Here is a 19,012-nt window from a genome sequence, read left to right on the forward strand (position 1 = left end):
AGTTCGTCCCCTTTTTTATATTCTCAGGCACAGGTAGTGATCAGGATGAATGAGTCTTGGCGCGCATATGCTTTAGAACATCCTCGATGGGCTGGGGAGGGACCTTGGCGATCAAGTCGCCCATCTGATTTAGCCGTTCTTCAATATTCAGCAAATGATAGTCAAGCGGCGATACGTTTTGTCGTACCTCGTCCCATGTCAGTGGGGTGGATACCGTAGCGCCAGGGCGTGCCCGCGGGGTATAGGGAGCGGCCAGAGTTTTTCCTTTGTAATGCTGCAAATAGTCAAAATAGATAGCGGTTCCCCGATCCTTTTTTAACCGTTCCAGCGTGAACAGGTGCGGGTGCTTTTCGGTCACGAACTGTCCCACCAGCAGACCGATGCTGCGAAGCTCGTCGAAGGTTATGCCTGTGCGGATCGGGACGATAATTTGTACACCCGTAGCCCCGGACGTTTTGGGTACGGATTCCAAACCAAGCGAAGCCAGTACTTCACCGACGATGGATGCAGCTTCCATAATGCGTGGCTCCACTTCTCTGGACGGATCAAGGTCAATCATCCATTCACAGGGCAGCGTGCTTCCAACTGGATGAAGCGATGGGTGAAATTCCAGCGCCGCCTGATTACCGAGCCATAACAATTGTGCCAGCGTGCCGAGCACCATATATTCAATGCCATCATGCAGGAAAGTCTCGATATAGTCCGGACGAGGCTGCGGGGTATTTTTCTGGTAAAAAAAATCCCCGTGAATGCCGTGTGGCCAACGGATGACGGTCAGCAAACGGTTGTGGCTATATTTGAGCAGAAAAGGGGCCAGCACCGCAAGCTTTCGAAGATACATCGCTTTAGTGACGCCAGCTTCGGGCCATAGAGGTTTATCCGGGTTGGTGATAGGAATTTCCAGACCTTCGATGGTAATGATGCCTTTAATAGCTTGTCCCATAGCGCTACGCTCCTTCTTTTAACCTTCTATAAGCTGAACTCAAAAAAATATTTATATGGAAACGAAGCAGACGGAATGATGTACCTGTAGATGTAGTTATGGATTAACATGAGCGTCATGTACAGAAATTATCCGTCAAAGGGATTGACAAGATACATTATGTATCATAAATTTATAATAAAATACGAAATGTATCTATTAAAATGTCTTGAGCAGAGGTAGAGGAGGAGTTTCCTTGATTGATAAGCAAGGCGAGGGACTGGTTTTCCTGCTTAGTGTCCCCCGAAGTGGAAGCTCGCTAGTGACCACCATTTTGCAAAACCACTCCCGCTTGTTTGCCACGCAGGAAATGTGGTTCCTGCTCAGTCTGTATGATCTTCCCCAATCGCAAACACGTCCCTATGGAGGAACCGGAATCATCCGGCAATTTTTTAACGGTATGGTTCCTCCTCATGTATTGGAGCAGGCTTCCCGGTCGTATGCACTTGAAATCTATAACGGTCTGCTCGAAGGGACTAACGCAAATATGGTTATCGACAAATCCCCGCGTTACTATACGGTGCTGGAATTTATAGACCGCCTTTTCCCGGCAGCCCGCAGGGTGTGGCTTATCCGTAATCCTTTATCTATCGCTGCTTCATTCAAAAAAGTTAATCAGATGCGCGGCGAACGCTTTCATCTGTTGGAGGAGCTGAAGAGCCCGCATTTTAATATGAAAATGACGGATATTACGGTTGGTTTGTTCCGTTACGCACATTATTTTGCCACACCGCATCCGCTTGCATACCCGCTTGTATATGAACAACTTGTAGCTAATCCAGCGGTGGAGATCGGGAGGCTGTGCGATTTTCTGGGTGTCGATTATGAACCGGGCATAGAAAAATACGGGGATTTTGCGGATACGCCTAAATCCAGTTTGTTTTACAGCATGGGAGCGGGTGATCCGTTCGTGGGGGAGCATGAGCAGACCCATCTGGACTCGGTACATAGCTGGCAACATCTGCTGAACAAAAAGGAAATCGAGCTGTATTGCAGAAGCATCGGAGCTCGTATGTTTACACAACTTGGCTACGGGGAAGCACTGGAGCAGGCCGAGCAAATCACCGGGGTAAGGTTTGAAGAGGAAGCCGATGTGGAGCTACTAAGTCGGCGTAAGAGCCAGTTTCTCCAACAAAGCGGCTTTGAGTGGAAGAACGCTTATCGGATGCTGGAAAAGCAGGATGCGGATAACAGGGGATTTATAATAAAAGCAGGACAGCATCCTGTGCTTCAAGATTCTCGACAGAATGATGCTGTACAGGTTGTGAATGATAGACGGCTCCAATCGCTGGAAAACAGGCTGGCACATAGCTATGAAGAGCGGAATCGTCTGATCGCACAGCTCCAAACCTACCAACGCAGAAATCAACGACTCCGATCTCGTATCCCCTTTGCTCGTCAGCTGGGTCGCTGGGCGTCTGTAGCGTTATCGGGTATGGAAAAAGAAAAAGGGGGGAAAACGTGAGTGCGATTGCCGGAATATACAGCTTCGGGCATGAGTCTGTATGCACCGAAGAAGGCGGTAAAATGATGCAAGCTCTGCGAAAATATCCTGCCGACCGTGTATGCGCCTGGTGTGAGGGCTCCATATTTTTGGGCTGCCACGCCCAGCATGTGACACCGGAATCCGTCCATGAACGTCTTCCTTTCAATGACGAGGAACGGAAGCTGGCGATCACGGCGGATGCGATTATTGACAATCGTTCCGAACTGTTTGAACGGCTAGGGGTGGAACAGGAACGGCGGCAAGACATCACGGACAGCGAGTTGATTTTGCTGGCATACGACAAATGGACGCTCGACGCGGCTCGCTATCTGATAGGCGATTTTGCCTTTGTCATTTGGGATGCCGGGCTGCATAGGTTATATGGCGCTCGTGATATGGCAGGAAGCCGTACGCTGTATACATACCAGCATAACCGAGGGTTTGCGTTCAGTACAGTTGTAGCCCCTCTTCTGGCGCTGTCTTCCCTGCGAAAAGAACTGCATGAGCCGTGGCTGGCGGAATTTCTGTCCATCCGCGCCATGCAGGAATCCGTCGATATTGGGTCTACCGCTTATAAGCATATAGACCAGCTCCCGCCCGCCCATTGGTTCACCATGGAGGAGGGGAAGTCAACCATCCATAAATATGCTTCATTGGATGATGTGGAGCCGCTTCGACTCAAAACCGGCGGCGAGTACGTCGAGGCTTTTCGCGAGGTATTCTCACAGGCGGTGAATGCCAGATTGCGCACGCATCGCGCCGTGGGAGCGGCCTTGAGTGGCGGTCTGGACTCCGGTGCGGTTGCCAGCTTTGCCGCGCCGTCGCTGCGATTGCAGCAAAAGCCCCTTCATGCGTACAGCTATGTGCCCGTACAGGATTTTACGGATTGGACACCGTCGACATTACTGGCGAATGAACGGGCTTATATCCAATCCACCGCTCGATATGTGGGCAACATTCACGAAAATTACCTCGATTTTGAGGGGAAGAGCCCATTTTCAGAAATGGATATCTGGCTGGAATTGATGGAAGCTCCCTATAAATATTTTGAAAATTCGTTCTGGATCAGAGGCTTTTATGAAAAAGCACAGGAACAAAATGTGGGTGTGCTGCTAACCGGAGCGCGAGGTAATTTTACCATTTCATGGGGGCCTGCGCTGGACTATTATGCCCGTCAGCTTCGTCGTTTGCACTGGCTGCAATCTTTTCAGGGATTGTGGCAGTACAGCAAGCTGACCGGAAGGCGAGTATCCCATTTATTACCTGTGATGCTGAAAAAAGCGACCTCGCTCGATTCTCGTTCCTGGTTACGCGGCGGTAATCGGAGTCCGGTTCCTTCGCTCATTCACCCGGAGTTTGCCAAGCGGATGAATGTGGAGGACATTCCGACTTTGAGTGGAACCGGGTGGATGAAGAATGCAGATCAGACGAGAAAAGAGAAGTTCACGAATTTGGCGATTGCGAACAAAAATGGTATGGTCGCGACCAAACTGTCGCTGCGTTACGGACTGTGGGAACGTGATCCGACCGGAGACAGCCGGGTGATCCGCTTTTGCCTGTCGGTGCCCTTTGAGCAATACGTACAAAAGGGTCAGGATCGCGCACTCATTCGCGGAGCCACGCTGGATTATTTGCCTGATGATGTAAGGTTAAACCAGCGTGTGCGAGGTGTACAGCCTGCGGATTGGCTGCATCGTATGCTCCCTTGCTGGGAGACGTTTATGGGGGAGCTTCAACTGCTGTGCCATGATTTACATGCCGCCGAATTTCTCAATATCGATGTCATTAAAACGGCTATGGCGAAGTTTCGTCAACCGCGACCGGAGCAGGCGTCCGATCCCAACATACGACTACTGATGCACAGTCTGATTGTGTACCGCTTTATACGCGGATTTAATTGATCCGGTCTATTCGGTCAGACAGATACGTCGCTCGTGGAGGGGAGGTGATGACATGAGTAAAAAAGAATGGCAAGAGCCAACCATAGAGGTGCTGGATATTAACCAGACGATGGCAGGTAAGGGCTGGAAACAGATTGACTGGGTATCTGACCATGATGCCGATTTGTATAACCCAAGCTAGAGGGTGGCAATTTTTCAATACAAAGCCGTCTTTATTTCTTTGGGGTTGAAGGCCTTACCTCCAAGAAATAAAGGCGGGATTTTTAAAGGATAGAGGGAGTGTGTGCTATCGTGCATGACAGGAGTACAAATGTTAACCTGACGATGTATACAGCCTTTGGACTCCAGCTTGCCAGCGAGCTGTACCTGCCTGAATTGATACCCGCAGCGCCGGGTGCGATGGAGGATGTGGTCATTCGTCAGGCTGATTTGACAGCATGGAGCGATCAGCTGGAGCAGACTAATTTTGTGATGCAGGGCGAACGCTTTATGTTCCATATACCAGACACAGCTATTTACGCCGTCAGGAGAGGCAGGGAAATTGAAGTATGTTCTTACTCTGGCGCTGATCCGGACACGGTGCGGTTGTTTGTGCTGGGCACATGTATGGGTGTCCTTCTGATGCAGAGACGGATACTGCCTATTCACGGGAGTGCAGTAGTGATCGGAGGCAGGGCCTATGCTTTCGTGGGCGAATCCGGAGCAGGAAAATCGACGCTGGCTGCTGCTTTTACGCAGGCAGGCTATCGGATGGTCAGTGATGATGTTATTGCTATGCAAGTTACGGCTTCTGAAACCATAGTCTATCCGGCCTACCCGCAGCAAAAGTTGGGTCTGGAAAGCTTGCTCCAGCTGAAGGCTTTACAGGGAAATAAGCATGCACGCAAAAGCAATCACAGGCTTGTTTTCATGGACGGCAATCCTGCGATGCTCAAACATGGACATTTGCGTAAGCTTACAGGTGAACTAAATAAATATGTCGTGCCGAGAGTGGACTATTTCCACAACAAACCGCTTCCCTTGGGAGGTGTATTCGAGCTGGTGGCAGAGTCTCCAAACCGTGAGTTCCGACGTGAAGGGGAGTTGGCGGCGGTTACGGAACAACCTTTGAACATGCTGGAGTGCTTGCATACGTTATTGCTTCATACATATCGCAGGGGGATCATTCCGCGAATGAGTCTGGGGGAATGGCATTTTGGAACGGCAGCCCGGATGGCTCGGCAGGTGGAGGGCTGGCGACTACGGAGGGATAGCTCGGCTTTTACCGCGTCCGAGGTTGTACACCGGGTACTTGATATCATTCGTAAGGAGGAAAACAGCTATGGCAGCTACTCATTCGATGAAGGATCATGACCGTGTTATTCACGGTGAGGAAGTCTATGTCAGTGACATGGACGGGGAGAAGGTCATGATGAGCATCAACACAGGAAAATATTATAATCTCGGCTTCACGGGCGGACGAATCTGGGAACTGGCGGAATCCTGTCCTTCACTCGGGGAGATCGTAGCTGCTCTGACGGATGAATATGAAGTGGACGAGGAACGGTGCAGACAGCAGGTACATACCTTTGTGGCTGAACTGGAACGGGAAGGACTGCTAAAGCTTTTGCGGGAGACGGTTTAAAATGTGGGTTCAACGCCTTCGTCGTCTATCCCCGGAGGTCAGGAGATTACTGCCGGAAGCCTGGCTACAACTGGGATGGGCGCGTCTTCACCAGCATCGTCCGTTTGAAGATTATGCACGCGGCTGGGGAATACGGATGGAAGAAACCTCTTGGGAGTGTGATGCCCGGCAGAAGCAAGCTGTTCGGCATATTTCACATGCTGTGGAGTTGGCAAGCCGTTATACCCCTTGGCGCAGTAACTGTCTTGTGCAGGCTGCTGCCGCAATGACGTTGCTTGGTCGCAGAAAGCTGGACGGCACGCTGTATCTTGGCACAGCCAAGAATGATGCGGGACGTTTGGCGGCACATGCCTGGGTGCGGAGTGGACCGATTTATGTTACAGGCGAACGGGAGATGGGGGCGTTTACCGTGGTGGGCACCTTCGGCAGGCGTGCTGTGACGGACCAAAATACGAAGATTGCTGAAAACATGTCCAAACATACTTTTCTGAAACCTGACCGCTGGAAAGAGGATCCGGAATTAACGCTGCTGCTCTTTTTACTGCGAGAAGACGCCACTCCAAGGCTGGATACAGTCGATGCTGCTGATCTGTATGGATTGGATTGGGCCCGTTTGCTGCGGCTGGCAGAACACCATCGGGTGGTACCTGCGGTATATCTCCAGTTGAAAAGAATTAACCATCCGGCCATCCCGGCTGAATTGCTGCGCAACCTTCAGGCGCAATATCAACGGAACACCCTGCGTATGTTGCGCCTGCAAGCGGAAGCCGGACGGGTGACCAGGCTGCTCATGAATCATGGCATCCGTGTACTTATGCTCAAGGGTCCTGCCTTGGCGCAGCAATTGTACGGGGATGTTTCCCTGCGTACCTCCAAGGACGTGGATTTGCTCATTGCCCCGGACGACATGGATCAGGCGGAGCAATGGATGCAGGAAGCCGGGTATGTATCCAAAAGCGGAGAAGCGCGTGTCCTGGGCAGTTGGAAATGGAAGGACCATCATGCATCCTTTCTTCATCCGCATAAGCGGGTAGAGATAGAGCTGCATTGGCGGCTCCACCCGGATGCAGGTGGAGAACCTTCTTTTGAAGACCTGTGGAAACACAGGCAAATCGGTGAAGTCACAGCCACAGGAGTACCCTGTGTGTACACGCTTGGCAGCGAGCACCAGTTTCTGTACCTTAGCGCACACGGGGCGCGTCACGGCTGGTTCAGGCTGCGCTGGCTGGTGGACATCGACAGGCTTGCGGTACGCGCAGTCGACTGGGAGGCGCTTCTGCCGATGATGCGCCGATATGGGGGCCTGCCTGCGGGCGGGCAGGCTTGGGCGCTCGCCGCTGCGCTGCTGGGCACCTCGATACCGGAGCCGCTGCGTCAGGTAGCGGCTACACGGCTGGCGCACAGGCTCGCGCTGAGCGCGCTGGCCTTCATTCAGGCCAGCGTACCCGCGGCATACCCGGTAGCCGAACCAGCTACCCATCAGCCAGGCAGTCGATCCTATTTGCTCTCCCTAAAGGAGCCGAGCCATCGATTGCTGTACCTGATAAGCCGTTTGCTTCCTTCTACGGGCGATCCGGCGGTTTTACCGCTGCCTCGCCAGCTACATTTTCTGTACATCCCTCTACGTCCATTTCTCTGGTTAAAACGGCGATTCTCAAAGCACTGACCTGATAAGGAGCGTGCATTATGTACCACCTGCGATTATATATGACTAAGCTGTATGCCGTGAACGGCGGTGCATTATTTCTCAATATGGGTTGTATGATCATCGTCAGTTTGCTGGAGGGGCTAGGTATATACATGCTTGTTCCCATGCTGGCAGCTATCGGCATATTTGGCGGTCATGCAGGGATGCCCATCCTGTCAGGCGGATTGGATCATTTCTTGTCAAACATCCCTAAAAGCTGGCTGTTGCCGGGAATGCTGCTGCTTTTTGCGTTGCTGCTCATAGGGCAGGCTCTGCTCCAGCGTTACCAGTCCATTCTGAATTCACGGATTCAGCAACGATTCATGCGTTCCCTTCGAATAGACGTGTATACCTCCTTTATGAAGGCCCAATGGACCTTTTATTTGCGTCAGCGGAAGTCTGATTTCAGCCATGTGATGACAACCGAACTGGCGCGAGTCAGTCAGGGAACCAATCTGCTCCTTCAGCTCACCACAGCCGTTATTTTTACGTTGATCCAGATTGCACTGGCTTTTTGGCTGTCTCCTTCTTTAACTGGACTGGTGTTTCTGTGTGGATTGGGGCTGTTTGTCGTGTTTCGCCGATCCATCCGAAATGCTAAGCAGCTAGGTGACCGTACCACTGAGCTTTCACAGATTTATTTTGCCGGCATCACCGACCATATGAACGGGATGAAGGATATTAAAAGCAATCTGCTGGAAACCGCCAATATAGACTGGTTTCGCTCTTTGACTCAACGTATGGAGGACAATACAACCCAGTTTGTCCGGCAAAATGCCACTACGCAATTTTTCCATCGCACAGCGGCTGCCGTATTTGTTGCTTGCATCATGTTTGTGTCACTGCAATGGCTACATGTCTCTCCTGAAAAATTGATTGTGCTCATCCTTATATTTTCCCGCTTATGGCCAAGGTTTGCCCTGATTCAAGCGAGTCTGGAATATATCATGTCCATGCTGTCTGCCTTTGAAAGTGTGACCAAGGTACAGCAGGAATGCGAAGCTTTCTCAGATCCCTCGCTATCTGCATCTACAACTGCATCTGTACGCCAACCCTTGTATCTACGTACAGGCATTGAATGCAGTGGTCTGGATTATCGGTATGATGGTACAGCAGAGCTTGCATTACGCCAAATAAATCTGTTCATCCCTGCACGGGGAATGACGGCCATTGTGGGGAAATCGGGCGCAGGCAAAAGTACAATGGTTGACGTCCTGATGGGATTTTTACGACCAACCCAGGGCCAGATTAAAATGGACGGACAGGTGCTGGACAACGAGCTGTTGCCACAGTGGCGGCAATCGTTTGGTTATGTGTCGCAGGACCCTTTTTTGTTCCATGCCACCGTCCGTGATAATTTGAAGCTGGCGGATGCGGAGGCGAGCGAGCAGCAGTTATGGGAAGCGTTACATTTTGCAGCCGCAGACGGGTTTGTTGCCAGATTGCCCGAAGGGCTGGATACGGTAATCGGGGATCGCGGAATTCGTCTGTCAGGAGGGGAACGTCAGCGGCTTGTGTTGGCAAGGGCTGTCCTGCATCGTCCTCCGGTACTCATTCTGGATGAGGCGACAAGTGCGCTGGATGGAGAGCATGAAGCCGATATTCAGGCGGCGCTGGAGCGGATGAAAGGTCAAATGACGCTGATCGTCATTGCTCATCGTCTGTCGACCATCCGTCATGCCGATCAGATTGTCGTTCTGGAACAGGGGGAGATTATACAGCAGGGGAATTACCGCCAATTGGTACAGGTGGAGCGGGGGGCGTTCAGTCAACTGCTGTCATACCAAAGCAGTGTGATCGCAACCCCTTAGCTGCCTGTTCTGTTGACAATACTTAACTCCCCACTGGATATTGAAGATGGGCTTGTCTTTCCGTAAACTTATGCTAAACCTGAGCCGCCGTAGTCTCAGGTTTCCTTGCGTTTGGCTGTACTTCTTTTCTTTTTGATCGGAGTCGGGGAGATGGCATCTCCTGCCACTGCTTGTTGTGCTGTTGTGGCTGCTGTTTTACGCGCAGGGCGTTTTTTCACAGCGGGGCCGGTATCGGCAACGACAGGCTTCACTGCCTCGATGCTGGCCTGGAGTGCAGCCATCAGGTCCACGACATTGGTCTGCGGCTGCGACGGAGCGATTCGGATCTCTTCTCCAGCCACTTTATGCTGAATAAGATCCAGCAGCCGCTCGCGGTACTGATCCGTATATTTTGCTGCATCAAAAGGTGTAGATAGCTGCTCAATTAGCATTTTTGCCATGGTCAGCTCTTTCTCTTTAACTTCCTCCTGCCCCGGCAGATTAGGAACCTGGGACACCGGGCGAATTTCATCCGGGTAAAACATCGTCTCCACCGCCAAACATTCATCCAGCACACGAATAGCCGCCAGACTGCTTTTGGATCGGATTGAGATTTGAGCAATGCCAATTTTCCCTGTATCCTTCATCGCATTCATAAGAAGTTTGTAAGCATTGGAGCCTGCCTGATCCGGGGACAAATAATACGTTTTTTGAAAATAAATCGGATCAATCTCCTGCAGGTCCACAAAATCCAAAATAACGATATTTTTATCCGCTTGTCCGCTGATTTGCTCCAGTTCCTCCTTATCGAACATGACAAACTTTCCTTTTTCGTATTCATAGCCTTTTCCAATTTCCTCCCATTCGACCTCCTTGTCACAAACAGGACACTTCCGTACATAACTGAGGGGACTTCCGCATTCCTTGTGAATATAACGCATGGAAATATCCTTATCTTCTGTAGCCGAAAACATCTTAACGGGCACATGAACCAGCCCAAAGCTGATCGCGCCTTTCCAGACCGTATGCATACCGTCAGACCTCCTTTTCTTTAATCCGCATTTTGTATCCTTCGATTCCAACGCTTGGCTGAGCATATCCATTTTTCACTTAGTATGCTTCGGAGAAAGGAATGTATGAGAGGTTGTTAAGTTACTGTTTTATGTTTAAACTCACGAAAAATCCGCTTACGCATGGTTGCAGCTTTATTGGTACATAGTAAGGCATATCCGATTCAAAAGGAGGTACACAATTTATGCCCGGAAAATCCTATCCTCGGCAAATCAGGCATCGTGTAGGTCAAAGCCATATCGCCTTTCGGGGACCCGCCGGAGGCGAACAGGATGCATTGCCGCCTGAATTTGCCCTTTCCCATGGAATTCAGCCGCCTTTTCCTGTAGCTGTGGGTCATGTGGATTTGGAGGCTGTGGTTTCAACTTCGCCTTCTCATAGCATCCCTTCATTGGACGTTGAACGGATTATAGATGAGGACTAGGTCACCTATATTTCTAAATTAATGCACACAAAAACAATGAGGAGGAGATCAACATGAACGTGGAACGAGCAAAAGCGATTTACAATTCATCCGAAAACATTGCCGTGCAATTAGAGGGTAAACCGATCTGGATCGAGCATGTGGATGAAGCAAACGGTATGGCAACTGTACAGATAGGTAGCAGACCCGGCAATACTCAAACCGTCCGTGTGGATCGTTTGGAAGAACAATAGAAGATGGATTGGCATAAGCCCCCGCGCTATCAAAAAGCTTCTCCCTGATCTGGGAGCTTACTTGACCAGCCGTGTAGTAGGCTCCCAAATTCATTATGTGCTTGAATGGTCCCACTCCAACCCAAAAAGGCTCGCAATTGCTCAATGAGCAATTAGCGAACCCTACTTGTAAAAATGTTTACACTGCAATGGCCTTCAAATGTGGTGAGACGATCAGCTCAGCCTCTGTTGCCATTTGAACATCTTCCACCGACAAACCCGGAGCAATTTCCTTCAGCATCAGCCCTCTACCCGGAATAACATCGATGACAGCCTTCTCGGTTACTATGGTCTTTACAACATTTACAGCGGTCAGGGGCAGCTTGCATTGTTTCAGTATTTTCGGCGCCCCATTTTTGTTTACGTGCTCCATGGCTACAATCACTCTCTTGGCTCCAACCACCAAATCCATGGCTCCCCCCATGCCCGGCACCTTTTTCCCTGGGATCATCCAGCTTGCAAGGTTGCCTTTCTCATCGACCTCCAGGGCGCCCAAAACGGTGATATCTACATGCCCTCCGCGGATGATGGAAAATGAAAGCGAACTGTCAAAAAAGCAAGCACCTTCCTTAGTTGTAACGTAGTTTCCGCCTGAATCGATACAATCGAGTCTTTCTTTTCCCTGAGACGCTTTGGGGCCTACACCGAGGATTCCGTTCTCAGCCTGCAGCATAATATGAATGTTTTCGGGAATATAGTCCACCACCATGGTAGGCATTCCAACACCAAGGTTGACAACTTGGCCATCTTTGAATTCCTGGGCTATTCTTCGAGCAATTAATTCTCTGTTATTCATTTGGCTCCACCCACCTTTACAATCGCGTCGACAAATATTCCGGGAACGTTGACATGATTGGGATCAATTTCCCCCGCTTTTACGTATTCGTCTGTCTGAGCAACTACATACTCTGCCGCTGTAGCCATAACCAAATTGAAGTTGCGTGAAGAGCCGTTGATGACAAGATTCCCCGCCTCATCAGCCTTATGGGCTCTGATTAGCGCCACATCCGCTTTGAGCGGCAGTTCGAGCAAATATTCCCTTTCGTCAATTTCTATTTTCTTTTTTCCTTCCTCTACAATGGTGCCTACACCTACAGGTGTTAAAACACCGCCCAAACCGGCTCCTCCTGCGCGGATTTTTTCCGCGAGCGTGCCTTGCGGGAAGAGCTGCACATCCGCTTCTTTCGTCATCAGGAGTCTTCCCGTTTCCGGATTGGAGCCGATATAGGAGGCAAAAATCCGTTTTACTCTGCCGCTTTTTACAAGCTTATAAATAGATAATTCCGTTGTGCCTGTGTCATTGGATATAATTGTAAGATTGCCGGCGGAATTTGTGTCAACCAGCGCACGCACCAGATCCTCCGGATAACCTCCGGCCAGAAAACCTCCAACCATCACCGTGTCTCCGTCTTTGACCTTCTTCACTGCTTCTTCAGCGGAGATTACTTTGTTATTCATGGTTCCTTCTCCTTATATATTTTTTTAGGAAAGCAAACTTTATTGGAGATAATCGTAGAGGACTCTTCCATATGGAAGCGTTAAATCGGCAATAAAATGTTTTCCGCCAATATAAGCGTTAACCGGCAAATCTGCCACAGGAGCGTTGACATGGGGGATCAGGCTTAATCTGGCAGGCCCTGACCATGCGCCCTTTACAGTAATGTTTTCGAGATTATACGCTACTAACTGAGCGATTTTAGGGGTACCGTCAACATCAGGAATCAATTTTAAATTAACCTGCGTTTTTGCGATGGCTTTAGCCGTTTCCTTTTCATCAAGAATGTTATATTTGAAAGGCATGGTTCCCGTGGCCACCAGGACGTGATTATAATGCAATGTACCCGTCAGCGTCTCCGTATCTTCAACCTTCAGGCGAGGCTTCGCCCATTTTTTCGGAAATCCCCAGATTTCACGTCCCCCAAGAATAGCAGGCGCGTTATCCAAATACATTTGGGCAACAAAATTACAGGGTTCTCCATGAAAAGTACACGGTATGACAATACCGCTTTCCTCATAGCTTCCTAAACCGGATGAATCAGGCATCTTGATCCATTCATAGGAAACCGTATTGCTTCCATCCGGCTGAAGAGGTTCCGGGACCGCCTGTCTAATCGCAGCGGGATCGGATTCATAGGTAATGATAAAAAATTCCCGGTTGATGAAGCGGCATGGCGGGCGCCCATAACTGCCGCAGGCCGCAGGCATGGATTGAAGTGAAAGTACATCTTTTTGATTCATAGCGATCTCCCTTCCCTTTAAGAGGTAGTTCAAAAAGTCATCTTTTGATCAAGCACCTTAAATGAGTGCATTTTCAACCAGCATCGCTATTCCCATTCCCGTTCCGATGCATAACGAGGCTATGCCGTAACGTGAAGATCTTCGCACCATTTCATGAACCAACGTAACCAATATCCTAGCACCGCTTGCACCGACAGGGTGCCCGATCGCGATCGCGCCGCCATTGACATTCACCTTCTCCGGATTGACCCCAAGCTCTTTCATTACCGCTACTGCTTGTGCGGCGAACGCTTCATTAATTTCAAAAAGATCAATGTCATTGATGGATATTCCCTGTTGCTTAAGAAGTGACGAAATGGCTTTTACTGGTCCCATTCCCATATATGCAGGGTCAACGCCAACAAGTGAATAACCCTTGATATATGCCAACGGCTTTAATGCATGTTCCTTACATTTGTCTTCCGACACTACAAGCATAGCCGCCGCGCCATCATTAATTCCCGAAGAATTTCCGGCGGTAACCGTTCCGTTCTCCTTAAAGGCAGTTTTTAAATGAGAAAGTTTTTCTTTCGTTGTATTTCCTCTTATGTGTTCGTCCTCTGTGAAATAAATCGTTTCTTTTTTGGTTTTAATCATGACCGGAACAATCTGCTCTTCAAAAACCTTTTTGTTTTTTGCTTCTACAGCCTTGATCTGGCTTTCGTAGGCAAATTCATCTTGCTCAAGTCTTGAAATTCCATATTTCTCGGCAACATTTTCTGCGGTAATTCCCATGTGGTAATGGTTGATCGGGCACGTTAGGCCGTCGGCCACCAAGGAGTCTACCAATTCACCGTTGCCAAGCTTGTAGCCGTTTCTTGCATTCCTTAGCAGATAAGGGGCGTTCGACATGCTCTCCATACCTCCGGCCAAGACGATGTTGCTTTGTTCCGCCAATATTGAATTGTAGGCTAAAGCGACGGCATGAAGTCCTGAACCGCAAACCGTGTTTATCGTTGATTCGGGTACATCAATGGGGATACCGGCTTTTAGTGCCGCCTGTCTGGCAGGATTTTGGCCATTGCCCGCCTGAAGAACATTTCCCAAATAAATTTGATCAATCAAAGCAGGCTCTAATTTACTTTGCTGAAGGCATGCTGTCATCACAATTGCTCCCAGTTCAGGAGCGCTTAGGGGCGCAAGGGTTTTGTTAAAAGAGCCAACCGCTGTTCTCAACGGGCTTACTAAAGCTACTTTTTTCATAAAAACTCACATTCCTTTCGCTGTGTTCAAGACACAATACATCCATGACTGCACTTCAATTCGTAATTTCCGCTCTCAACCTACGAAACGTGGCGACTGCAAGATACATTTGCATGCGGGCATATCATGGTGCCTAAGACGGTGAGTGTGACGGTTCGATCGCCTTCTTTCGTTGGAAATTAAAACCATTTTCATCATAGTTCTAATGCAGATTTTGCTCAATGTTCAAATATATACATATACTTGTATACAGATGTTTATAAAGCCATATACTCCAAAATAAATAGGCCATTCTAATGTTTTCTGTTAATTTCTCGATTTTTCTGAAAATAATGATCATAAATTGAATTTTCTGTTAAAAATGAAATTTCTAATCAACACGTGAAAAAGACGAGGCCAATCGTTGAGTTTGGTGTCACCCTAATTACGCAAAAAGCTCCTGAATCTCCACAGAAGGAAATTCAAGAGCTCTTTCATTGCTAAGTTGATGTGGTCGAGAGGACTCGAACCTCCACGGGGTTAGCCCACACGGACCTGAATCCCTTTTATATTGTCTGATTCAGGAAACGGGGTGTATAGTATGATTAATCTTTGAGGGAGGTGAGCTGTATGGACTTTAACATATGCTTGTTCGATGATTTTGAAACACTGGATGTGTTCGGACCCGTTGAGATTTTTGGCCGTCTGCCAGAAGTTTATGACTTAAAATATTTCTCTATAAATGGGGGAATTATTGAGAGTCGGCAAAAAACCAAGATTGTTACAGAACCTCTTGCACAAGCAAAGCCCGATGGCATATTCATGATCCCAGGCGGACAGGGGACAAGAAGTTTAATCCATGACGATCAATTTATGAAGCAGATCACAGAGATTGCAGAACAGTCCTATTTTTGTATAACTGTCTGTACAGGTTCTGCGCTGCTTGCCAAAACAGGCTTGTTAAAAAACAGGAGCGCCACATCCAATAAATTAGCCTTTGATTGGGTCAAATCCATCGACACGGAGGTTGACTGGATTCCAAACGCAAGATGGGTAGTAGATGGAAAGTTCTATACTTCATCTGGGGTATCCGCTGGAATGGATATGTCCTTAGGCTTTGTTTCTGACCACTTTGGTCTTGAAAAAGCTCAGCAGGTTGCCAATCAAATTGAATACATTTGGAATTCCGATAAAAATGATGATCCTTTTGCGAGATAAGTATATTGCAAGAGATAAGGAGTTTCGATGATGACGTCCTTCGTGCTGGTTCATGGCGCGTGGCATGGTGATGGTGCTGGGAGCGTATGATTCCGCTGCTCGAAGCCGAAGCTATTTCGTCACAGTGCCGACGCTGAACGAGCTTGCCAAACGGACACCCGCGCTCTCGCGAGACGTGAATCTGACGACGCATATCAACGACATTTTGGATGTATGGAATTTTTAAATATACGTTGTTACCTCGACGATATCATGAAAAAGGAGGTGTGTGGAGCAAAGATGCAGTGGAATTAGCAGGTGTGAGCCAGAATACGATTACCTCACTTGCTGGCAACGTAATCAAATGTAGAGATTACGATACGCTAGTTATATTGTGTCAGGAAATAGGTGTTACTCCTGATGAGTACATACCAAATACAGCAGGAAAATGATTCATTTTGATGCTAGTGATTAGGTCGACCTTTTATATAGCCATAAAAAATGACTTATAAAAGTCATTATATAGATAAAGTAATTGATTGAAAAGTATATATATATATCCCAAAAGATGGTATACTCTGTGTCAAAAGGACACTTTATTTTAACATTAGATTGTAACATGTAATGTTCCGATGAGTCGGTATCTGACTGACTACATAACAAACGTTAACGTTAAAGGGGTTGTTAATTGTGAACCATACAACCACGATTCGCACAGAACTGTTAAATTTCATGAAACACAATAATCTAAACATTAACCAATTAAGTAAAGTAACCGGTTTAAATGCAGGCTCGATAAGTACCATGGTAAATGGCAATCGTGCGCTATCCGTTGAACAATTAGACCGAATTACGACAGCCATGGGATACTCTAAAGGGTATTTTTACGAGCAATATATTGAAGAATATTTGGCGCAAATCGCTCTAAATTGGCGCAGAATTAAACCTTTCTTGTACCGTTGTGCAGAGTTGGACAAGCAGGAATGCATCCGACAGGTAATCGGTTTGCTATTGGACAAATTGATGTATTCCTCATGTTTGTTTGATCTTGCAGAGGAATTTTTCAAAGACGGAAAATATGCAATAGCGGCTATCCTTTATGAAGGCGTGGCTTTAAGTGAGAAAAGTCAGCATTCGGAACGACTGGCTTTATGCCAGTATCGTTTATTTATGGCGAGACAGGGAGATAACCAAGAGCAAAACTATCAAGCAGCTATTGAATTTCAGCCTTTTATTGATCGCTTGGATGAGATTGACCAACTGGAAGCATTAAAGGATTTAGCCAACACCTATCGTTCCTTACGAAGATGGGATAAGGTAGAAATAGTAGCTCAAAAACTGGAGTATAAGGCCAAAATTCAATATTTTTCAAAATGCAAGCCAATAAGGAAAAATAAAAATAAGCAGAAGAAACTAAGTAAACCTCTTTATGTCTATGTAGCTTATTCTTATTTACTTCGTGGAAGCGTTTGTGAAGAATGGGGAGAATACAAGCAGGCTCTTCAACATATTCATGCTTATACTGATTTGAGTTGGGTGAAAGAAACGGATGAGGAATCAGAGCGTTGGAAGGGCTTATTTAAGGAATGGGCACAGGTTAATACTTATGTAACTAAGTTATTTTCTGGAGATGCGAGTGTACTTCCGGATTATGTTGCATATATTGAAGTGAATAAAGAGGAGATTCTCTTATCTTTATTAAACATTATTGAAGCAGCTAACCGATTTAATTTCAATGTAGATGATATACTTTGCAAGTTTAATGACGAGGTTAAATCTCTAACAGAACTGAAAAAAGGTGTTTATACTCAACAAACTACCTCAGAACGTTTTTCTCGTTTACTTAACGAATTGGCTGAATACTATTTACTTAAAGAAATGTATCAAAAGGGATTCGAATTTTTAATAACAGGGTTGAAAAAGTCTTCTATTATAAATAATAAGTCATGCATAATCAAGTGTGTGGGTTTGTTTGAACGTTTTAGAAAGGTTGCATCTTTCGAAACCACAGAAACCTACCAAAATTTGATTAATGAGGTGTACGAAAATGAAAAAAAAATTAGGGCTACTTCTTTTAGCGGCTAGTTTTTTGTTGATATTGGTTAATCCAATTCAATCCCCAATAAAGGAGGGATTTTTTCAACCCCTTGATCACCATGGAGGGATATAAGCCTATCACACCTTGTTATATACTAATTCTAATCCAAGGCCAGCTTAAGTGCTGGTCTTTTTTCTATAAATCGGACGTTTTTTCTTAATTTTACCATCATTGAAATGGAAATAACACTTTAAACTAGAAAACATGAAAGGGGGTGATTGTGATGAAAAAGCAAGAGGTTTTGCGTAATCGTTTGGAAAAGAACAGACAGAACTCTACGATCTACAGAAGAAATATGGATTCGATGATGCATGTGTGCTCAGGCAATCTATGCTTCTCGATGAACTTATCAATCAATACAATCGGACTTTTTATGTACATGCAAAAAAGCAGACTGGTTGAAAGCGATTAACTTCGAGAGAGAGAAACTTTTGGCGGATGACTCGCTCTTTTATAGTGGCTATGTTTAGGTTCAGTGAAATGATTGTTTAAATTTTAGAATATAGTGGTAGACCAAAGAACGACCATAAAAGGAGGAGTAAAAATGATACAATCTAAAAAGAAATGGTTTTTAGCTTTATTTGCAAGTGTAACTTTGTTCTCTGTCGTTGCTCCCTTTTCAGCATCTGCAAATGGAGTATCTTCTGTTATTACAGATACTTATCAATCTTCTCCTGAACAATACTCGGAATCAGTTGAACAACGTGTGATCGAACCTCAATGGAAGACAAAAGTCGCTAAAGAAGCACTAAGGGCATTCCGTGATAAGGTAACAAGCAAACAAGCTATAAATGACGTGAAATATGCCCTTGAATTACTTCCTAATGGGAAAAAGTGGTCTGGTCTTTATGAGGATGCGGTCTATGGGATAAGATCGAATATTGATGAACTTTTGAAATGGGAAACAGTCCTTATGGATGATTTGAAGGCGAAAGTTGCAGGAGCTCTTTACGATGTTGGCATTCCCCTCTCTTGGGCGCGAAGATTTGCCTCCGTTGTAATTGAAGTGTTACTATAAGCC

Annotated in this window: 20 protein-coding genes and 1 pseudogene; 15 read left to right on the top strand and 6 right to left on the bottom strand. The window is 47.1% G+C overall.

Translation table 11 applies throughout. The annotated features are described in order from the left end of the window. Window positions 1–40: 40 nt before the first annotated feature. A complete protein-coding gene (gene ligD / locus HPL003_RS13790) occupies window positions 41–943 on the bottom strand; it encodes a non-homologous end-joining DNA ligase (protein ID WP_014280288.1) in 903 nt (300 codons plus the stop codon). A gap of 235 nt (window positions 944–1,178) precedes the next feature. Here ligD and HPL003_RS13795 point away from each other — a divergent pair, with 235 nt between their 5' ends. From HPL003_RS13795 to HPL003_RS13820, 8 genes and pseudogenes are all read left to right on the top strand, one after another. After that, on the top strand, window positions 1,179–2,447 hold the full coding sequence (locus tag HPL003_RS13795) for a sulfotransferase family protein (RefSeq protein ID WP_014280289.1): 1,269 nt from the start codon (window positions 1,179–1,181) through the stop codon (window positions 2,445–2,447). After that, window positions 2,444–4,369 (top strand): asparagine synthase-related protein, encoded by a 1,926-nt coding sequence (locus HPL003_RS13800; RefSeq protein ID WP_014280290.1) that lies wholly within the window; start codon window positions 2,444–2,446, stop codon window positions 4,367–4,369. Before HPL003_RS13795 ends, HPL003_RS13800 begins: the two co-directional genes overlap by 4 nt. Before the next feature lie 52 nt (window positions 4,370–4,421). Beyond that, complete coding sequence (locus tag HPL003_RS28495) at window positions 4,422–4,550, top strand: paeninodin family lasso peptide (protein ID WP_013369856.1); 129 nt, start codon at window positions 4,422–4,424, stop codon at window positions 4,548–4,550. Window positions 4,551–4,660: 110 nt separating this feature from the next. Then, window positions 4,661–5,722: a dephospho-CoA kinase gene (locus HPL003_RS13805; protein WP_014280291.1), complete on the top strand. Its 1,062-nt coding sequence runs from the start codon at window positions 4,661–4,663 to the stop codon at window positions 5,720–5,722. Next, the gene (locus tag HPL003_RS13810; protein WP_014280292.1) at window positions 5,691–5,993 is read left to right on the top strand and encodes a lasso peptide biosynthesis PqqD family chaperone; all 303 of its coding nucleotides are present in this window, start codon (window positions 5,691–5,693) and stop codon (window positions 5,991–5,993) included. Before HPL003_RS13805 ends, HPL003_RS13810 begins: the two co-directional genes overlap by 32 nt. Window position 5,994: 1 nt before the next feature. Further along, window positions 5,995–6,468, top strand: a pseudogene (locus HPL003_RS27545) (lasso peptide biosynthesis B2 protein); the annotation flags it as partial. Next, window positions 6,463–7,659 (top strand): nucleotidyltransferase domain-containing protein, encoded by a 1,197-nt coding sequence (locus HPL003_RS13815; protein WP_043922690.1) that lies wholly within the window; start codon window positions 6,463–6,465, stop codon window positions 7,657–7,659. The pseudogene HPL003_RS27545 and the gene HPL003_RS13815, both read left to right, overlap by 6 nt. Window positions 7,660–7,679: 20 nt before the next feature. Further along, the gene (locus HPL003_RS13820) at window positions 7,680–9,491 is read left to right on the top strand and encodes an ABC transporter ATP-binding protein (protein WP_014280294.1); all 1,812 of its coding nucleotides are present in this window, start codon (window positions 7,680–7,682) and stop codon (window positions 9,489–9,491) included. 95 nt (window positions 9,492–9,586) lie between these two features. Here HPL003_RS13820 and ku read toward each other — a convergent pair whose 3' ends face one another. Further along, window positions 9,587–10,501 (bottom strand): non-homologous end joining protein Ku, encoded by a 915-nt coding sequence (ku, locus tag HPL003_RS13825; protein ID WP_014280295.1) that lies wholly within the window; start codon window positions 10,499–10,501, stop codon window positions 9,587–9,589. A 224-nt stretch (window positions 10,502–10,725) separates the two neighbouring features. Here ku and HPL003_RS13830 point away from each other — a divergent pair, with 224 nt between their 5' ends. After that, a complete protein-coding gene (locus HPL003_RS13830) occupies window positions 10,726–10,965 on the top strand; it encodes a hypothetical protein (protein ID WP_014280296.1) in 240 nt (79 codons plus the stop codon). Window positions 10,966–11,018: 53 nt separating this feature from the next. Next, the gene (locus HPL003_RS13835) at window positions 11,019–11,198 is read left to right on the top strand and encodes an H-type small acid-soluble spore protein (protein ID WP_014280297.1); all 180 of its coding nucleotides are present in this window, start codon (window positions 11,019–11,021) and stop codon (window positions 11,196–11,198) included. Window positions 11,199–11,376: 178 nt separating this feature from the next. On the opposite strand, the gene HPL003_RS13840 is transcribed toward HPL003_RS13835, so the two are convergent. The 4 genes from HPL003_RS13840 to HPL003_RS13855 are packed head-to-tail and all read right to left on the bottom strand — an operon-like array spanning window position 11,377 to window position 14,717. Beyond that, the gene (locus HPL003_RS13840; protein ID WP_014280298.1) at window positions 11,377–12,033 is read right to left on the bottom strand and encodes a 3-oxoacid CoA-transferase subunit B; all 657 of its coding nucleotides are present in this window, start codon (window positions 12,031–12,033) and stop codon (window positions 11,377–11,379) included. Continuing rightward, the gene (locus HPL003_RS13845) at window positions 12,030–12,695 is read right to left on the bottom strand and encodes a CoA transferase subunit A (RefSeq protein WP_014280299.1); all 666 of its coding nucleotides are present in this window, start codon (window positions 12,693–12,695) and stop codon (window positions 12,030–12,032) included. Before HPL003_RS13845 ends, HPL003_RS13840 begins: the two co-directional genes overlap by 4 nt. 39 nt (window positions 12,696–12,734) lie before the next feature. Continuing rightward, a complete protein-coding gene (locus HPL003_RS13850) occupies window positions 12,735–13,475 on the bottom strand; it encodes an acetoacetate decarboxylase (protein WP_014280300.1) in 741 nt (246 codons plus the stop codon). Window positions 13,476–13,532: 57 nt separating this feature from the next. Then, window positions 13,533–14,717 (bottom strand): acetyl-CoA C-acetyltransferase, encoded by a 1,185-nt coding sequence (locus HPL003_RS13855; RefSeq protein ID WP_014280301.1) that lies wholly within the window; start codon window positions 14,715–14,717, stop codon window positions 13,533–13,535. Window positions 14,718–15,326: 609 nt separating this feature from the next. On the opposite strand from HPL003_RS13855, the gene HPL003_RS13860 reads away from it, so the two are divergent. The 5 genes from HPL003_RS13860 (at window position 15,327) to HPL003_RS13875 (ending at window position 19,009) form a co-directional block, all read left to right on the top strand. After that, on the top strand, window positions 15,327–15,914 hold the full coding sequence (locus HPL003_RS13860; protein WP_014280302.1) for a DJ-1/PfpI family protein: 588 nt from the start codon (window positions 15,327–15,329) through the stop codon (window positions 15,912–15,914). 52 nt (window positions 15,915–15,966) lie between these two features. After that, complete coding sequence (locus tag HPL003_RS28885; protein WP_014280303.1) at window positions 15,967–16,140, top strand: hypothetical protein; 174 nt, start codon at window positions 15,967–15,969, stop codon at window positions 16,138–16,140. Window positions 16,141–16,583: 443 nt separating this feature from the next. Beyond that, window positions 16,584–17,978: a helix-turn-helix domain-containing protein gene (locus tag HPL003_RS13865; RefSeq protein ID WP_014280305.1), complete on the top strand. Its 1,395-nt coding sequence runs from the start codon at window positions 16,584–16,586 to the stop codon at window positions 17,976–17,978. Between the two features lie 236 nt (window positions 17,979–18,214). Continuing rightward, entirely contained in the window at window positions 18,215–18,403 is a 189-nt protein-coding gene (locus HPL003_RS30645; protein WP_014280306.1) for a hypothetical protein, read from the top strand. 132 nt (window positions 18,404–18,535) lie between these two features. Continuing rightward, window positions 18,536–19,009 carry a hypothetical protein gene (locus HPL003_RS13875; RefSeq protein WP_014280307.1) on the top strand — a complete coding sequence of 158 codons (474 nt, stop codon included), beginning with the start codon at window positions 18,536–18,538 and terminating at the stop codon, window positions 19,007–19,009. The last annotated feature ends 3 nt before the right edge of the window (window positions 19,010–19,012 follow it).

Origin of the sequence: Paenibacillus terrae HPL-003 (assembly GCF_000235585.1) — a bacterium.
Classification (GTDB): domain Bacteria; phylum Bacillota; class Bacilli; order Paenibacillales; family Paenibacillaceae; genus Paenibacillus; species Paenibacillus terrae_B.

Excerpts from the sequence above, each read along its gene's own strand:
- HPL003_RS13875 (WP_014280307.1), top strand. The coding sequence starts at position 18,536 with ATGATACAATCTAAAAAGAAATGGTTTTTAGCTTTATTTGCAAGTGTA.
- HPL003_RS13860 (WP_014280302.1), top strand. The coding sequence starts at position 15,327 with ATGGACTTTAACATATGCTTGTTCGATGATTTTGAAACACTGGATGTG.
- HPL003_RS30645 (WP_014280306.1), top strand. The coding sequence starts at position 18,215 with ATGAAAAAGCAAGAGGTTTTGCGTAATCGTTTGGAAAAGAACAGACAG.
- HPL003_RS13815 (WP_043922690.1), top strand. The coding sequence starts at position 6,463 with ATGTCCAAACATACTTTTCTGAAACCTGACCGCTGGAAAGAGGATCCG.
- HPL003_RS13850 (WP_014280300.1), bottom strand. The coding sequence starts at position 13,475 with ATGAATCAAAAAGATGTACTTTCACTTCAATCCATGCCTGCGGCCTGC.
- HPL003_RS28885 (WP_014280303.1), top strand. The coding sequence starts at position 15,967 with ATGGCGCGTGGCATGGTGATGGTGCTGGGAGCGTATGATTCCGCTGCT.
- HPL003_RS13845 (WP_014280299.1), bottom strand. The coding sequence starts at position 12,695 with ATGAATAACAAAGTAATCTCCGCTGAAGAAGCAGTGAAGAAGGTCAAA.
- ligD (WP_014280288.1), bottom strand. The coding sequence starts at position 943 with ATGGGACAAGCTATTAAAGGCATCATTACCATCGAAGGTCTGGAAATT.
- HPL003_RS13840 (WP_014280298.1), bottom strand. The coding sequence starts at position 12,033 with ATGAATAACAGAGAATTAATTGCTCGAAGAATAGCCCAGGAATTCAAA.
- HPL003_RS13810 (WP_014280292.1), top strand. The coding sequence starts at position 5,691 with ATGGCAGCTACTCATTCGATGAAGGATCATGACCGTGTTATTCACGGT.
- HPL003_RS28495 (WP_013369856.1), top strand. The coding sequence starts at position 4,422 with ATGAGTAAAAAAGAATGGCAAGAGCCAACCATAGAGGTGCTGGATATT.
- ku (WP_014280295.1), bottom strand. The coding sequence starts at position 10,501 with ATGCATACGGTCTGGAAAGGCGCGATCAGCTTTGGGCTGGTTCATGTG.
- HPL003_RS13820 (WP_014280294.1), top strand. The coding sequence starts at position 7,680 with ATGTACCACCTGCGATTATATATGACTAAGCTGTATGCCGTGAACGGC.
- HPL003_RS13830 (WP_014280296.1), top strand. The coding sequence starts at position 10,726 with ATGCCCGGAAAATCCTATCCTCGGCAAATCAGGCATCGTGTAGGTCAA.
- HPL003_RS13835 (WP_014280297.1), top strand. The coding sequence starts at position 11,019 with ATGAACGTGGAACGAGCAAAAGCGATTTACAATTCATCCGAAAACATT.
- HPL003_RS13855 (WP_014280301.1), bottom strand. The coding sequence starts at position 14,717 with ATGAAAAAAGTAGCTTTAGTAAGCCCGTTGAGAACAGCGGTTGGCTCT.